The organism is Pseudomonas sp. TJI-51 (assembly GCF_000190455.2).
Classification (GTDB): Bacteria; Pseudomonadota; Gammaproteobacteria; order Pseudomonadales; family Pseudomonadaceae; genus Aquipseudomonas; species Aquipseudomonas juntendi.
Genome location: NZ_AEWE02000007.1, coordinates 1 through 15515 on the forward strand (window position 1 = coordinate 1; position 15515 = coordinate 15515).

Here is a 15515-nt window from a genome sequence, read left to right on the forward strand (position 1 = left end):
CCCCGCCCCCCCCCCCCCGCCACTGAGGGTGGTGAAGTAGGCTTGCATACCTGGCTTGACCTGGCCGATGTCGGCTTCCGACACCTCGGCCCAGACGGTCATCGGCGACAGCCGTGCGATGCGCAGGATCAACGGCGTGCGCTGCTGGGCGTTGAGCGTCTGGCCTGCACGGGCGTCGACCGCCACCACGGTGCCGCTCATGGGGGCGAAGATGCGCGTGTAGCCCAGTTGAGCCTCGGCGCTGCGCAGGCTGGCCCGGGCCTGGAGGATCTGCGCCTGGTACCTGTGGATGCGCGCCTGGGTGGTCAGCACCTTGGCCTGGGCGGTTTGCACGTCTTCGTCGCGAGTGGCGCCATCGGCGGCCATGCGCTGCTGGCGTTGCAGTTGCTGCCTGGCCAACAGGTGTTCGGCCTGCTGTTCCTTGACCTGGGCTTCGAGGGTCTGGATGGCGTAGCGCTCGGCGTCCAGTTGCGCCTGCTGGGTGGAGGGGTCGATTTCGACCAGCAGTTGGCCCTGTTTGACCGTGTCGCCCACTTCCACGTGCAGGGTGCGGATCTGCCCGGAGGCCTGGGCGCCGACGTCCACATACTGGCGAGGCTGCAGGGTGCCCAAGGCGGTGACGCTGGATTCGATGTTGCCGCGCGCGACGCGCACGAAGGGGCGCTGCTCGGCGTCATTGGGCAGCAGCTGCCAGGCCGCCGCTGCAGCCAGGGGAATGAGGCAGAGCATGACGATTGCAGCGCGGCGGGTCAGGCGAAGGTAACTCTTGCGAAAGTAACTCATGCGAAAGTCCGGCCAGTGAGGGAAGGCTGCCGGTTAGACGAGGGTGGTGGGGCGAAATTTAGGACCCTGCGCGGGGCGGGGCCAAGGGGCCGGGCGCAGCCCGCTACGGTGCTGCTCCGGCCTGGTCAACGGGGTTCAGCCGCCAAAGGTCAGGGTGCCCTTCATGACCGTGGCGTGGAAGGGATAGGAGCAGAAGTACACATAGTTGTCACCCGGTTTCAGTGCCTTGGTATCCAGCGTGACGGACGCTTGCTCGTTGCCGCCGATCAGCTTGGTGTGCGCCAGCACCCGGGCATCACCCGGCTGGATGTAGTCATGGCCCTCACCGGCCTTGGCACCGTCGTCGGCCACGCCCTTGAGGTCATCTTTGCGGGTCAGCACCCAGTTGTGCCCCATTACGTTCCTGGGCAGGTTGCCGGGGTGCTTCAGGGTAACGGTGAACTGTTTGCAGCTGGCCGGCACGTGGATGGTCTTGAGGTCGTAGGTCATCTGGTCGGTGCCTTGGATGGTCACCGAGCATTGCTCGTCGGCGAAAACAAAGCCTGACAGCGTCAGTGCAGCCAGGGCTACGGCAGTGCGAAACATGGGCTATCTCCATCGAGGTACGGACGACGCCGGCCTTGAATACCGGCGTCCAAGGGTTCACCCAAAGACGAATGCGAAGTCGCCGGATTTAACCTGGGTGCTGCCTTACCACCAAGTTGTTGGGAACGATTGCGCTTTGCGCGTGAAAATTCTGCGAGCTGGCCACTTGATTTCTCGCCGGTTCCCGACAACTATCTAGAAAGACCCCTCCAAGAGCAGCCCTGGTGGACGCCTGTTGCTGGCGCAGTATGGTCAGGGAGCGTGCCCTATATCTCTACCCTTGCCCGGGCCACAACATGATCAACAAGTCGCTGCGCATCCTGATCGCCGACGAGCACCCGTACCAGCGCCTGCAGTTGGAACGGCTGCTTAATGGCCTGGGCTATTACCGGATCGCCCCGGTGGAGAGCTTTGAAGAGCTGCAGCGTCTGGTGCAGAGTGCGTTGCAGCCGTTCAACCTGCTGCTGGGCAATATCGAACTGGCCAGCCATGTCGGCGTCGACCTGGCGCGTTTCTGTGGGGTCAGCACGCAGATCCAGCATGCCCTGCTGTACCACACCCCGCACCTCAAGGTCCCCAGCGTGCCGCCGAGCGAACGCCAGGCGGTCAACGTGAGCCTGCCCCAGGTGCCGGACAACGAGGCCTTGCAGACCTTCATGGCGCTCATCGACAGCCCACTGCTGATCGGCACCCTGGCACTGCCGCCGGGCCTGTCGGGCAACACCGCACATACCCGCAGGCACCGCAACTTCGGCCAAACGGTGTTCAGCCGTTAGGGGCGGCCGGCGGGTATTTGCTATCCTCTTGCGCTTTGCCGATCTTGCGGACCCTGCCATGACTGCCATCGATACCGCTCGCCCGCCCCGGTTCAGCCGCGGCGATCACCGGACCCTGGGCCTGGCGGCGCTGGGCGGCGCGCTGGAAATCTACGATTTCATCATTTTCGTGTTCTTCGCGCTGACCCTCAGCCAGCTGTTCTTCCCGCCGGAAATGCCGGAGTGGTTGCGCCTGCTGCAAAGCTTCGGGATTTTCGTCACCGGTTACCTGGCGCGGCCGCTGGGCGGCATCGTCATGGCTCACTTCGCCGACCACCTGGGCCGCAAGCGGGTGTTCAGCCTGAGCATTTTGATGATGGCGCTGCCGTGCCTGCTGATCGGGGTAATGCCGACCTATGCCGAGATTGGTTACGCCGCGCCGCTGATCTTGCTGGCGTTGCGCATATTGCAGGGGGCTGCGGTCGGCGGCGAGGTACCCAGTGCCTGGACATTCGTTGCCGAACACGCACCGCCGGGGCGGCGGGGGTATGCCCTGGGTTTCCTGCAGGCCGGGTTGACCTTTGGCTATTTGCTGGGGGCACTGACCGCGACGCTGTTGGCCCAGGCTTTCAGCGCCGAGGAAATTCTCGATTACGCCTGGCGTTACCCGTTCCTGCTCGGGGGCGTGTTTGGCGTGATCGGGGTGTGGTTGCGCCGTTGGCTGAGTGAAACGCCGGTATTTCTGGCCCTGCGCGAGCGCAAGGAGCAGCCGGTGAAATTCCCGTTGCGCCAGGTGCTGGGCGCGCATCGTGGGGCGTTGATTCCGGCTGCGCTCCTGACCTGCGTGCTGACCTCGGCGGTGGTGGTGCTGGTGGTGATTACGCCGACGGTCATGCAGCAGCGCTTCGGCATGTCTGCCGCGCACACGTTCGCGCTGAGCAGCGTAGGCATCGTCTTTCTCAACATCGGTTGTGTGCTTGCCGGCCTGCTGGTCGACCGCCTGGGCGCCTGGCGGGCGTTGATGATCTACAGCGCGCTGCTGCCGCTGGGCATCGCTGCGTTGTATGCGAGCCTGGTGGGGCAGTGGGGCATGACGTGGCTGGCTTACGCGTTGGCCGGGCTCTGCTGTGGGGTGGTGGGTGTGGTGCCGTCGGTCATGGTCGGGCTGTTTCCGGCACAGATCCGGGTATCGGGTATTTCCTTCACCTACAACGTGGCCTACGCCTTGTGGGCCAGCACTACGCCCCTGGCGTTGATAGCCTTGATGCCGTGGAGCCCATGGGTGTGCGTTGGCTTCTGTCTGGTCATGGGCGCGGTGGGGCTGCTCACTGCCCGCTACTTTGGCCGCCGGCAACCTTCCGCGTTCGCGGCGGAGCCGATGCCGATCATGTGCGTCGACAAATGAACGAAAAAAGCCCCCGGGCCGCGAGGCCAGGGGGCTTTTTCTTGCTGCAGGGGCGGGCTTACATGTTCGGGTAGTTCGGCCCGCCAGCGCCTTCAGGGGTGACCCAGGTGATGTTCTGGGCCGGGTCCTTGATGTCGCAGGTCTTGCAGTGCACGCAGTTCTGCGCGTTGATCTGGAACCGCTTGTTGCCGTCTTCCTGGGTGACCACTTCGTACACGCCGGCCGGGCAGTAACGCTGGGCGGGCTCATCGTACAGCGGCAGGTTGCTGGCGATCGGGATGCTCGGGTCGGTCAGCTTCAGGTGGCAGGGTTGTTCCTCTTCATGGTTGGTGCTGGAGAGGAATACCGAGCTGAGCTTGTCGAAGCTGAGCTTGCCGTCCGGTTTCGGGTAGTCGATTTTCTGCGAGTCGGCCGCCAGCTTCAGGCAGGCGTAGTCCGGCTTGGTGTCGTGCAGGGTAAACGGCAGCTTGCCGCCAAACCAGTTCTGGTCGACATAGTTGAAAGCCCCCCCCAGCAGCGGGCCGAACTTGTGCAGTGCCGGGCCGAAGTTGCGGCTGGCGAACAGCTCTTCGTACAGCCAGCTGGCCTTGAACGCGCTGACGTAGCCGTCGAGCAGGTCGCCACCTTCACGCCCGGCAGCCAGGGCGTCAGCCACCGCTTCGGCGGCCAGCATGCCGGACTTCATCGCGGTATGGCTGCCCTTGATCTTCGAGAAGTTCAGGGTGCCGAGGTCGCAACCGATCAGCGCGCCGCCGTTGAAGACCATCTTCGGCAGCGAGTTCAGGCCGCCCTTGCAGATGGCGCGGGCGCCGTAGCTGATACGCTTGCCACCTTCGAGGTATTGGCTCATCACCGGGTGGTGCTTCAGGCGCTGGAATTCGTCGAAGGGCGACAGGTACGGGTTGGCATAGGACAGGTCGACGATCAGGCCGACCACCACCTGGTTGTTTTCCAGGTGGTAAAGGAACGAGCCACCGGTGTTGTCCTTGGCCATCACGTCCAGCGGCCAGCCAGCGGTATGCACCACCAGGCCTTGCTCGTGCTTGGCCGGGTCGATTTCCCAGATTTCCTTCAGGCCGATGCCGTAGTGCTGCACGTCGGCTTCGCTGTCGAGGTTGAAGCGCTTGATCAGCTGCTTGCCGATATGGCCACGGCAGCCTTCGGCGAACAGGGTGTACTTGGCGCGCAGTTCCATGCCGGGGGTATACAGGCCGTCCTTTGGCTTGCCTTCGCGGTCGACACCCAGGTCGCCGGTGACAATGCCGCGGACCACGCCGTTTTCATCGAACAGGGCTTCCTGGGCGGCGAAGCCGGGGTAGATTTCCACGCCCAGGTTCTCGGCCTGCTGGGCCAGCCAGCGGCACAGGTTGCCCAGCGAAATGATGTAGTTGCCCTGGTTGTGCATGGTTTTGGGCACGAACAGGTCGGGCACTTTGGTCGAGCTGCCGGCGTCTTTGAGCACGTAGATATCGTCGCGCTTCACTTCGGTGTTCAGTGGCGCGCCCAGTGCCTTCCAGTCGGGGAACAGCTCGTTCAGCGCGCGGGGCTCGAACACCGCACCGGAGAGGATGTGAGCACCGACTTCGGAGCCTTTTTCCACCACGCAGACGCTGATTTCGCTACCGGTTTCGGCGGCCTTCTGCTTCAGGCGGCAGGCGGCGGACAGGCCCGCCGGGCCGGCGCCGACGATGACCACGTCGAATTCCATGTATTCGCGTTCCACAGGTTCTCTCCTACTCATCAAGGCTCGTGCTGTTGCTGGGTCTTATGGGTGCATGCGCGCAGTGGCTCGTCACGGGAGCGAAACTGTAGCTGCGCAACTGACGGACTACACCGTTTTGTCTTGGCCGCGCATTATATCTACACCACTTGGCGGGTCCAATACAAACGTTTGTTTGAATTTGCCGCAGGCCAGTAAAATCACAGGCGTGCGGCTGGAGGGTGACCGATTTGCCGTATTGACCGGATTGGGTGTTACGGTCAAGATACGAGCGGTTTTACGTTCGCCGTAGGCTTGCAGCCGGGCGCAGGTACACCTCTAAAGACCAGGTGTGGAGCAGGGTTTTGCGGGCTTAGGCCGGTTTGTAGTGGAGTTTACACGCCACGACAGGAAATGACCCGTGAGTATTTGTCGCAATGGTCCGAACAAGACTGTTCGGTCACTGTGAAGATGCCGCTTCCCGGTACGTTTTTAGAGGTGCCCTTGTACCCACGCGCATCGCAGGGCTTTGCCCCAGGCGACTATCTATTCACCGGAGAGTAACGAGGAATCCATGAAGGTTCTTGTAGCTGTCAAACGAGTGGTCGACTACAACGTCAAGGTTCGCGTCAAAGCGGACAACTCCGGCGTCGACCTTGCTAACGTCAAGATGTCCATGAACCCCTTCTGCGAAATCGCCGTGGAAGAAGCCGTACGCCTGAAAGAGAAGGGCGTTGCCAGCGAGATCGTGGTCGTTTCGGTCGGCCCGACCACTGCCCAGGAACAACTGCGCACCGCCCTGGCCCTTGGCGCCGACCGCGCCATCCTGGTCGAAGCCGCTGATGAACTGAACTCCCTGGCCGTGGCCAAGGCGCTCAAGGCGGTTGTCGACAAGGAGCAGCCACAGCTGATCATCCTCGGCAAACAAGCCATCGACAGCGACAACAACCAGACCGGCCAGATGCTGGCTGCGCTGACCGGCTACGCCCAGGGCACCTTCGCCTCCAAGGTGGAAGTGGCCGGCGACAAGCTGAATGTCACCCGTGAAATCGACGGTGGCCTGCAGACGGTTGCACTGAACCTGCCTGCGATCGTCACCACCGACCTGCGCCTGAACGAGCCACGCTACGCGTCGCTGCCGAACATCATGAAGGCCAAGAAAAAGCCGCTGGAAACCCATGCGCCAGACGCGCTGGGCGTTTCCCTCGCCTCCACCAACAAAACCGTGAAAGTTGAAGCCCCGGCTGCCCGCAGCGCGGGTATCAAGGTCAAGTCGGTGGCCGAACTGGTCGAGAAGCTGAAGAACGAAGCGAAGGTAATCTAAATGACTATCCTGGTTGTCGCTGAATACGAAAACGGTGCCGTAGCCCCGGCCACCCTGAACACCGTTGCCGCTGCCGCCAAGATCGGTGGCGATGTGCATGTACTGGTCGCTGGCCAGAACATTGGCGGCGTTGCCGAAGCCGCTGCCAAGATCGCTGGCGTGGCCAAGGTCCTGGTTGCCGATAACGCAGCTTATGCCCACGTGCTGCCAGAGAACGTGGCGCCGCTGATCGTCGAGCTGGCCAAGGGTTACAGCCACGTGCTGGCCCCGGCCACCACCAATGGCAAGAACGTCCTGCCGCGGGTTGCTGCGCTGCTGGACGTCGACCAGATCTCCGAGATCATCTCGGTCGAGTCCGCCGACACCTTCAAGCGCCCGATCTACGCCGGTAACGCCATTGCCACCGTGCAATCGAGCGCGGCCATCAAGGTGATCACCGTGCGTACCACCGGCTTTGACGCCGTGGCCGCCGAAGGCGGTTCGGCTGCCATCGAGGCGGTCGGTGCCGCGCACGATGCTGGTATCTCGGCATTCGTTGGCGAAGAGTTGGCCAAGTCCGACCGCCCAGAGTTGACTGCCGCCAAAATCGTCGTTTCCGGCGGCCGTGGCATGGGTAACGGTGACAACTTCAGCCACCTGTACAGCCTGGCCGACAAGCTCGGTGCTGCCGTGGGTGCCTCGCGCGCCGCCGTCGACGCCGGCTTCGTGCCCAACGACATGCAGGTCGGCCAGACCGGCAAGATCGTCGCGCCGCAGCTGTACATCGCCGTGGGCATTTCCGGTGCGATCCAGCACCTGGCCGGCATGAAGGACTCCAAGGTGATCGTTGCGATCAACAAGGACGAAGAAGCGCCGATCTTCCAGGTGGCTGACTACGGGCTGGTCGCGGACCTGTTCGAAGCGGTGCCAGAGCTGGAAAAGCTGGTCTGATCCGCCTGCTTCACTTATAAAGAACCCGGCCCCGTTACAGGGCCGGGTTTTTTTATGGCCGGTTACGGGTCAATCGCGATACAAGGAGTGAGCAATGGTGCTGCGTAAAGCAGGCAGGGTGCTGGCATGCATGGCGGTCTTGGTTGCGCCACCGGCCATGGCGGCAGGCAAGTGCGAACGCCTGGTAGCAACCGGCAGCCCTGATGCGCCGCCCTATTCGTGGCAGGACCCGAAAGACCCGCAGCACCTGATCGGTGCCAACGTCGACCTGCTGCGTCAGGTGGCTGGCGAGCTGGGGGTGAAGGTGGAGGTGCTCAGTGCCGGGCGTCGCGAACAGGCACTGCAAGAGGTTCGCAGCGGCCGCATGGACCTGCTGATCGACACGCCGATGCAGGTGGAGCAACTGACTGCGCTGGACTATATCCACCCCCCGTTGCAGTTGAACGAGTACCTGGTGTGGACGCGGCACGATGCGCAACTGACCATCGATGGCCCGGCCGACCTGGCCCGCTACCAGGGTAGTTTGTCCGAGCGGGCGCGCCTGACGCCGGCCTTTACTGCGTTCGCCAAGGCGCAACTGAAGCTGGTGCCTGCGCAGAACCTTACTCAAGCGTTCCAGAAACTGGTGCTCGGCCAGGTGGATTACGTGCTGGCCGGCCGTTATGCCGGTATGGCCATGGCCCAGAGCCTGGGCATGAGCAATGACCTGATTGCGCGGGGTTTGCCGGTCGACCGCCCAGGCTTGTACTTGGCGCTGTCGCACAATTCCGCGTGCAATGACAGTTGGTTGCGTGGGCAATTGGCGAAAAAACTGACAGAATTGCCGATCTCCGGTGCATCCGAAGCGGTACTGCAACGTAATGTCGAGCGCTGGAAAGCGCAGCTGCAAGTACCGGCGGACGCCCCCAAACACTAGGAAGATTGCGTGAGAACCCAACCACTGATCCTTGCCCTGGCCGTGCTTGGCCTGGCGGGCTGCGCCAATGACCCGGCCCCTAACGAGCAGATGCGTATTTCCGAACAGGCGCTGGAGCAGGCCAGGGCCGTCGGTGCAACCGACCAGGCCGAATCGCTGAAACTGGCCGAAGACAAGCTGGCGCGGGCCAGGACCAACATGCTGACCGAAGACTACCGCGATGCGCGCATGCGCGCCGAGCAGGCGGAACTGGACGCGCGTTTTGCCGAGGCCCAGGTGCTGAACCAGAAGAGTGAAGAGCAGTTGCAGTTGTTGCAGTCGCGGGTGCAGCGCCTGCGCAAGCAGCTGGAGGTGCAGCCATGAACCGTCACGCACCCTTCGCCGTACTGGCAGTGCTGGCCCTGGCGGCAGGCCTGCAGGGTTGCGCCAGCCAGCGCAGCAGCGCGGCGCTTGAGCAAGCCAGCGCCGCCTTCCAGAAGGTCAAGGACGATTCCGACGTGCTGCGCAGCGCGCCGCGTGACGTGATTCGTGCAGGCGAGTCGCTGGCGCGCGCCGAGCGCTTGTCCAGCTACATCGGCACCGGCTCCGATGTGCGCCATTACGCTTACCTCAGCCAGCGTTACAGCGAGATTGCCGGTGAGCATGCCAAGCTGGCGCTGAACCAGGAGCGCCAGGCCAAGCTGGACCTGGAGCGCCAGCGTTTGCAGCTGGCTTTGCGCGAGGCCAAGCTGGCCAGCGTGCAGCAGCAAGGCAAATGGGTCGAGGCGCAAATTGCCGCGCTGGCCTCGGAGCAAGCCGACCGCGGCCTGGTAATGACCTTGGGTGACGTGCTGTTCGACACCGGCAGTGCCAACCTGAAAAACACCGCCAGCCGAACCGTGCTCAAGCTGGTGCAGTTCCTGCAGCTCAACCCACACCGGGTGGTACGCATCGAGGGCTATACCGACAGCACGGGTACACCTGAAGAAAACCTCAAGCTGTCGCACGACCGGGCTCAGTCCGTTGCCGACATGCTGGTGGACCTTGGTGTCGACGAAAAGCGCCTGCAGGTCGAAGGCTACGGCGACCAGTACCCGATCGAGGCCAATGCCTCGGAGCGGGGTAGGGCGCAGAACCGCCGGGTCGAGATTGTGTTTTCCGACGACAAGGGCAGGCTCGCGCCGGCGCGTTGAGCGTGAGTGTTCGGCTCGGTGCGGTCGGCGCCGATCAGATCGCGCGCCGCCCGCGCGGCGCTGGATCTCACAGGCGCTGAAGATGCAGTGGCGGTCCAACCATCTGTCCCGGTACACTTCTTGACTGTTACGGTATCCTCTACTGTCAGTGAGTCGCACAAGAACAACGAGCCCGTCCGCGCGTCGAGATCCCGCCATGACCAACCTGCTGCTGTACCAGCGTATCGCCCAGCAACTGGCCGATGACATTCGTCGCGGCGTCTACCAGCCAGGCGAGCGGGTACCCTCCGTACGCAAGATGAGCGCGCAGCTCAACGTCAGCCATGCCACGGTGCTGCAGGCCTACGCCAACCTCGAAGACCAGGGCCTGATCCGTGCGCGGCCGCAGTCCGGCTACTATGTGCACCAGACCCCGGCCCTGACCGCCCCGACTCCGGATATCGCCAGGGTCGAGCGCCCAGGCCTGGTCACACGTGCCAGCATCATCCAGCAGGTATTGACCGAGGCCCGCCGCGACGGTGTGTTCCCGTTCGGTGCTGCCGTGCCCCATGTGGATTATCTGCCAGTGCGCGCGCTGCACCAGCAAATCGCCAAAGTGACACGCTTCCACAGCCCGCGCGCCTTCAGCTATATGTTCAGCCCAGGGTTCGAGCCGCTGCGCCGGCAAATTGCCATTCGCATGCGCGATGCCGGTGTGATCGTCGACCCGCGAGAGGTGATCGTGACCCACGGCTGTGTCGATGCCCTGCAGATGTCGTTACGGGTGCTGACCCGCCCCGGGGACCTGATTGCCGCCGAGTCGCCGACCTATTACGGTTTGCTGCAACTGGCGGACCTGCTGGGTTTGAAAGTGATCGAGATCCCCAGCGACCCGTCCACGGGGATCAGCCTCGAAGCCTTGCAACTGGCGGCAAACCAGTGGTCGATCAAGGCCTTGGTGTTGACTGCGCGGCTGAGCAACCCGCTGGGCGGTACGGTGCCGGAAGAGCGGCAAAAGCAACTGCTGCGCCTGGCGTCGGACTTCGATATCCAGATCATCGAGGACGACATCTATGGCGAGTTGATGTTCGAGCAGGGCAAGAGCAAGGCACTGAAAGCCTTCGATCGGCTGGACCGGGTGATCTACTGTTCGAGCTTCTCCAAAACCTTGTCTCCCGGGGTGAGGGTTGGCTGGATGATCGCCGGGCGTTACCAGGACGAGATACAGCGCCTGCAAACTTTCACCACCCATTCAGCCTGCAGCGTGACCCAGATGGGTGTGGCAGCGTACCTGGAAAATGGCGGCTACGACCGGCAGCTGCGCTATATCCGCCAGGAGTACCGCAAGAACCTCAGTGCCTACCAGCTGGCGGTGCAGCAGCACTTCCCCGAAGGTACCCAGATGACCCGGCCTACCGGGGGGTTCATCCTCTGGGTGAGCCTGCCTGGGCGGGTGAATACGCAAGAGCTGCATGTGCGTGCGTTGGAGCAGGGCATCAGTATTGCTCCGGGGTTGATATTCAGTAACACGGAACAATTCAACCACTGCATCCGCCTCAACTGCGGTATTCCGTGGAACAAGGAGGCCGAGCGGGCGGTCATGACCTTGGGCTTGCTGGCGCAGCAGCTGTGCCGCGAGCCTGCGCTCACACTTTTGTGAGGGTTGCCAGCAGCCCGCGGAACAGGGAGCATACGAGCCTTTACAGCGGGTCTGTCCATTTGCCATGAATGCATTACGTCGTTTTGTTCTGATTCTGTGCCTTGCGGCCCCGTGCTGCGCCGCCGCGGGCCTGGCCTTCGCTGCGCAGCCGGCGCAGGCCCAGCAGGCACAGACAAAAAACGCCGCCAAGCCTGCGCAGAAGCCGGTAGTCCGCAAAGCCCCTGCCAAGAAAGCAAAACCGCGAAGCAAGGCAGTTGCCAAGCCTTTGCCCAAAGCAAAGTTGGACTTGAGCCTGCCCACCGACCTGGTCGACAACCTTGAGCCAGACATAGGGACACCTTCGCCGATCCAGCGCCGCAAACCGCTGCTGCCCCCTATGTTCCGGGACAAGCCGGAAGCCGACGACAGCCCGTTCCAGCTCAATGGCCGCTTGATCAACAATGAAATGCAGCTGCAATTGCGCAATGACAGCCGCCGTGAAGTGGAAGGTGCGGCCATCGATTTCGAGTTCCGGCAGTAAGGGGCAAACTGACTGCCGGGTCATGTCATTTTTCATCGTGCCAGCAATTTCAAACACCTGTTTGGGCGGGTACTATCCAGGGGCGTTCGTCCCGTTACTTGTTTCAGGGAGTCCTGAGTTTGGTGAATCGCCATGAACTGCCGTGAGGGCTGCGGTGCCTGCTGCATTGCCCCGTCCATCACCTCTGCCATGCCGCGCATGCCCAATGGCAAGCCAGCTGGCGAGCGCTGCCTGCACCTGACGGCGGCCAACCTCTGCGACCTGTTCGGCAAGCCTGAGCGGCCAGCAGTGTGTGGCGGGTTCAAGGCAGATGTCGAGGTGTGTGGCAGTGACCGTGACGAAGCGATCAGGATTCTTGGCTGGTGGGAGCAGATGACGGCGGCGTGAAAGGCTGGATCTTCGACAACAAGGATAAACATGATGAGATCGTTAAAGCGTATTGCACTGCTGTGTGGCGTGGGTGTTCTGCTTTCGCCGGCGGCCTGGGCCGAGAACTGGCAAGTGGCCAAGGACGAGGAAGGCATCAAGGTGTCCCTCAGCGAAGTCGCTGGCTCCAAGTACAAGGCCTATCGCGGGGTGACCGTGATCAAGGCGCCGCTGGCCAAGGTCGAGGCACTGCAGGAAGACGCGGCCGGGGCATGTGCATGGATCCACGAATGCAAATCGCAGAAGCTGCTCAAGCATGAAGGTAACCAGAGCTGGACCTACACCCAGTTCAATACGCCATGGCCGGTGACGCCGCGCGATTCGGTGCTGCATATCACCACTGTCAAGGAGGCTGATGGCAGCGTCACCCGCAACCTGAAAGAAGAGCCGACCTACCTGCCGGAAGAGAAGGGCTTCGTGCGGGTGGCTAAAGTCGAAGGGTTCTGGAAGCTGGTGCCCAAGGGCGACACCACCGAAGTGACCTACCAGGTGCATACCGAGCCGGGTGGTAGCGTGCCGGCGATGGTCGCCAACAAGTTCGTGGTGGATTCGCCGTTCAATACCCTCAAACAGCTGCGTGAACGGGCTGAGAAAAACTGAGGCCTCGCACTGCCTGTAGCGCCTTCAGGTGATGGCGCTACAGGTGGCACCGGCGTCAATAAAAGAACGCCATTATTTGAGCGTTGCTGGAAGTTTGACAGCATAAATTTTTGGGCTTAGATTCAAACTCAGTGAGCCATTTCCTGCCCCCTCTCGTGCTCACGCCAACTATAAAAAACGTGCTGCGTTTTTCTTCTGCTTTATAACTTCAAGACCTACGCCTTACCCACTTGTACCTCTGCGCTTGCGGGCCGTTTTGTCCTCGGTCAGTGCAAGGGCGAGCACTTGCCTATTGATTTTCATCCGCCGCGTGTGTGGGAGATATCATCGTGCATGCTAATCGACTTTCGTTATTGCCCCGGATCGCCGGGTACGGTGTATTGGCTTTCATGGGCTGGTTGCTGTTTTCGACATTGTTCATGCCGTTATTGTCGTCATCGGCAACCCGGGCCATTCTCAATGCACCGGTCATTCTGCTGACCACGCCCATCGATGGCGTGGTGCGTACCTTGAACATTCAGCCAGGCACCACGTTCACCACGGGCCAGGATATCGCAACCATCGAGAACCCCCGGGCGGAACAGGAAACGCTGCTGGGCTTGCAGACACGCCGGCTCACCTTGCAGCAGCAATTGGCGGCCATGGCCAGCCAGGCCGAACACGACCGCAAGTACTACAACGCACTGGAGATCACCAGCCAGCAGTACCAGGATGCCTATGAGGTGCGCAAGCGCTACGCGCAGAAGGCCCTGAAGGCTGAGAGCGGGGCGGCTGGCGCACGCCTGGCCGATGCCCGGGAAACACTGGCACGTAACCTTGAGCTGTTTCGCCAGGGCGCGGTGAGCGAGGCCGTCGTGGCCAGTTCCCGGGCGCAACTGGCCTCGTTGCAGGCCGATGCCGAGACCATTCGCTCGCGGGTGCACATCAACGATGGTGATCTTAATGCGGCCAAGGACCAGGTGTACCTGGACCCCGAGCAATTGCGCATGTTCGACCTCAAGTCGCAGATGACCACGCTGAAACTTAGCCTGGATAATCTGGAGCGCAACCGGGTAACCCTCGAAGAGGAACTTTCCCACCTCGACCAGTTGATAGAAAGTGAGCAAAACCGGGTGCAGATGATGGCGGCTTATAATGTGGTGGCGTATGCATCCGGCACCGTGCAAGAGTTGATCGCCCCGCAAGGCACGCAAGTACGGGCGGGTGCAACGCTATTGCGCGCTACCAATTGCAGTCAAAGTTATGTTATTGCGGTATTCCCGGAGCGAATGGCCAGCCGGATCGACCGGGATAGCGAACTGCAAGTATCTATCCGCGGTGTCGCGCAACCGCTGAAAGCCAAAGTCGTGCAGTTACTGTCCAGCCCGACCGATGTACAAAGCAGCAATTACAGTGTGCCGTTTCCTTATGCCGAGCAGAACTCGGTCTATGTGGTAGGTACGTTCGACAACAACTTGCCGGCCGATGAACGCCTGTTGACCTGCAACCCTGGCAACTGGGTGACCGCGACGGTATCGCGATGAACGGCTGGGTGCTTTTTGCCGGTGTGCTCGGGCTGGTGCTGGGCAGCCAGGCCATGGCCCTGGAGCCTCGGGCCCGCCTGCAGCACATGACCTGCGCAGGCATCGGGCAGGCGGTGGCGGCTCAAGGCCAAGGGCCGTTGCTGCTGGCCAGCTATCCGCAGCAACCGGGGCAGCCTGCCGTGCCTGGCGTGCTGCAAGGCGTGGCATTCACCTACGACAACGCGTTGGCCAGCATCGCCTTGTTTGCCTGCGGCAATGCGCCAGCTGCCCGACAAATTGCCGACGCTTTGGCCTATGCCATCGATCACGACCCTGAGTACCGCGATGGCCGGGTGCGCAATGCCTACGCCGCTGGCCCGCTGCAGGCCGCGCCTGTGCGGCTGCCGGGCTACTGGAGCGATGAGCGTGCTGCATGGAGCCAGGATGCGTACCAGGTGGGCAGTGCGACCGGTAATCAGGCGTGGGCAGCGCTGGCGTTGCTGGAGGCTTATCGGCACAGCGGTGAAGCGCGTTATTTGCAGGCGAGCAGAAAGGTGCTCGACTGGGCCCGGCGCACCACCTTCGACAAGGGGCCACCGGCAGGCTTCAACGGGGGCATTTACGGGTTCGCCGCTGCCCCGCAGGTGCAAACCTGGAAGTCCACTGAGCATAACGTCGATCTGGCGGCAGCCTGGGCCTCGTTGGCGCGGCTGGACAACGATAGCGAAGCTGGCCGGCAGGCGCGCATCGCCCGCGGCTTCGTCGAGGCCCACTGGGATGCCGGCCAAGGCCGGTTCCTGATCGGTACCTTGCCCGATGGCCGAACACCGCAGACGCAGCAGTCGGGCCTGGATGCGCAGATCTGGCCGCTGATTGCCATTGCCGACGCACCGCAGCAGTGGCTGCAGGCACTGACGTTCGTGGAGCGGGCCCATGGTTTCGCTCAGGGCTATGGCTTCAAGCAGGACCCTGACGGTATCTGGACCGAAGGCACGGCGCAGGTGGCGGCCGTTGCCAGCCTTCGCGGCCTGGCGCCCCTGGCGCAGCCATTGTGGCCGTTGTTGCTGGCGCAACAGGCTGGCGATGGCTGGCTGTACGCCACCCCGGAGGCACAGGTCAGCACGGGGCTGAGCGTGGGGCCGGACTCGACCCATGACGATTTCCTGTACTTCCACCTGCCCCATTTGGGCGCCACGGCATGGGCGGCGATCGCTGCCACCGGCGTCAACCCTTTCACTGGCGATTACAAGGCCCACTGA

The 15515-nt window shown here is 62.5% G+C and carries 16 protein-coding genes; 13 read left to right on the forward strand and 3 right to left on the reverse strand.

What is annotated here, in order from left to right; translation table 11 throughout:
- A partial coding sequence (locus tag G1E_RS01630) for an efflux RND transporter periplasmic adaptor subunit (RefSeq protein ID WP_047149577.1) occupies nt 1–783 on the reverse strand: 783 nt, incomplete at its 3' end.
- 135 nt (nt 784–918) lie between these two features.
- Nucleotides 919–1368 (reverse strand): azurin, encoded by a 450-nt coding sequence (gene azu, locus G1E_RS01635; RefSeq protein ID WP_009684729.1) that lies wholly within the window; start codon nt 1366–1368, stop codon nt 919–921.
- A 296-nt stretch (nt 1369–1664) separates the two neighbouring features.
- Between azu and G1E_RS01640 the strand changes: the two genes are divergently transcribed.
- Entirely contained in the window at nt 1665–2144 is a 480-nt protein-coding gene (locus tag G1E_RS01640; RefSeq protein WP_009684728.1) for a response regulator, read from the forward strand.
- A gap of 58 nt (nt 2145–2202) precedes the next feature.
- Nucleotides 2203–3528 carry an MFS transporter gene (locus tag G1E_RS01645; RefSeq protein WP_009684727.1) on the forward strand — a complete coding sequence of 442 codons (1326 nt, stop codon included), beginning with the start codon at nt 2203–2205 and terminating at the stop codon, nt 3526–3528.
- 58 nt (nt 3529–3586) lie between these two features.
- On the opposite strand, the gene G1E_RS01650 is transcribed toward G1E_RS01645, so the two are convergent.
- The gene (locus G1E_RS01650; RefSeq protein ID WP_080709229.1) at nt 3587–5269 is read right to left on the reverse strand and encodes an electron transfer flavoprotein-ubiquinone oxidoreductase; all 1683 of its coding nucleotides are present in this window, start codon (nt 5267–5269) and stop codon (nt 3587–3589) included.
- A gap of 532 nt (nt 5270–5801) precedes the next feature.
- Between G1E_RS01650 and G1E_RS01655 the strand changes: the two genes are divergently transcribed.
- The 11 genes from G1E_RS01655 (at nt 5802) to G1E_RS01705 (ending at nt 15515) form a co-directional block, all read left to right on the forward strand.
- Nucleotides 5802–6551: an electron transfer flavoprotein subunit beta/FixA family protein gene (locus G1E_RS01655; protein ID WP_009684725.1), complete on the forward strand. Its 750-nt coding sequence runs from the start codon at nt 5802–5804 to the stop codon at nt 6549–6551.
- Nucleotides 6552–7481 carry an electron transfer flavoprotein subunit alpha/FixB family protein gene (locus G1E_RS01660; protein ID WP_009684724.1) on the forward strand — a complete coding sequence of 310 codons (930 nt, stop codon included), beginning with the start codon at nt 6552–6554 and terminating at the stop codon, nt 7479–7481.
- Nucleotides 7482–7575: 94 nt separating this feature from the next.
- Entirely contained in the window at nt 7576–8397 is an 822-nt protein-coding gene (locus G1E_RS01665; RefSeq protein ID WP_009684723.1) for an ABC transporter substrate-binding protein, read from the forward strand.
- A gap of 9 nt (nt 8398–8406) precedes the next feature.
- The gene (locus G1E_RS01670; protein WP_009684722.1) at nt 8407–8760 is read left to right on the forward strand and encodes a DUF4398 domain-containing protein; all 354 of its coding nucleotides are present in this window, start codon (nt 8407–8409) and stop codon (nt 8758–8760) included.
- On the forward strand, nt 8757–9569 hold the full coding sequence (locus G1E_RS01675) for an OmpA family protein (protein WP_009684721.1): 813 nt from the start codon (nt 8757–8759) through the stop codon (nt 9567–9569). The genes G1E_RS01670 and G1E_RS01675 overlap by 4 nt, the downstream gene beginning before the upstream one ends.
- A gap of 196 nt (nt 9570–9765) precedes the next feature.
- On the forward strand, nt 9766–11208 hold the full coding sequence (locus tag G1E_RS01680) for a PLP-dependent aminotransferase family protein (RefSeq protein ID WP_009684720.1): 1443 nt from the start codon (nt 9766–9768) through the stop codon (nt 11206–11208).
- A gap of 64 nt (nt 11209–11272) precedes the next feature.
- Nucleotides 11273–11728: a hypothetical protein gene (locus tag G1E_RS01685; RefSeq protein ID WP_009684719.1), complete on the forward strand. Its 456-nt coding sequence runs from the start codon at nt 11273–11275 to the stop codon at nt 11726–11728.
- A 132-nt stretch (nt 11729–11860) separates the two neighbouring features.
- Nucleotides 11861–12115 carry a YkgJ family cysteine cluster protein gene (locus G1E_RS01690; RefSeq protein ID WP_009684718.1) on the forward strand — a complete coding sequence of 85 codons (255 nt, stop codon included), beginning with the start codon at nt 11861–11863 and terminating at the stop codon, nt 12113–12115.
- Nucleotides 12116–12148: 33 nt separating this feature from the next.
- Nucleotides 12149–12754 (forward strand): START domain-containing protein, encoded by a 606-nt coding sequence (locus G1E_RS01695; RefSeq protein ID WP_009684717.1) that lies wholly within the window; start codon nt 12149–12151, stop codon nt 12752–12754.
- A gap of 329 nt (nt 12755–13083) precedes the next feature.
- Nucleotides 13084–14277, forward strand: coding sequence for an HlyD family secretion protein (locus G1E_RS01700; RefSeq protein WP_225785725.1), 1194 nt, complete (start codon nt 13084–13086; stop codon nt 14275–14277).
- On the forward strand, nt 14274–15515 hold the full coding sequence (locus tag G1E_RS01705; RefSeq protein WP_009684715.1) for a hypothetical protein: 1242 nt from the start codon (nt 14274–14276) through the stop codon (nt 15513–15515). Before G1E_RS01700 ends, G1E_RS01705 begins: the two co-directional genes overlap by 4 nt.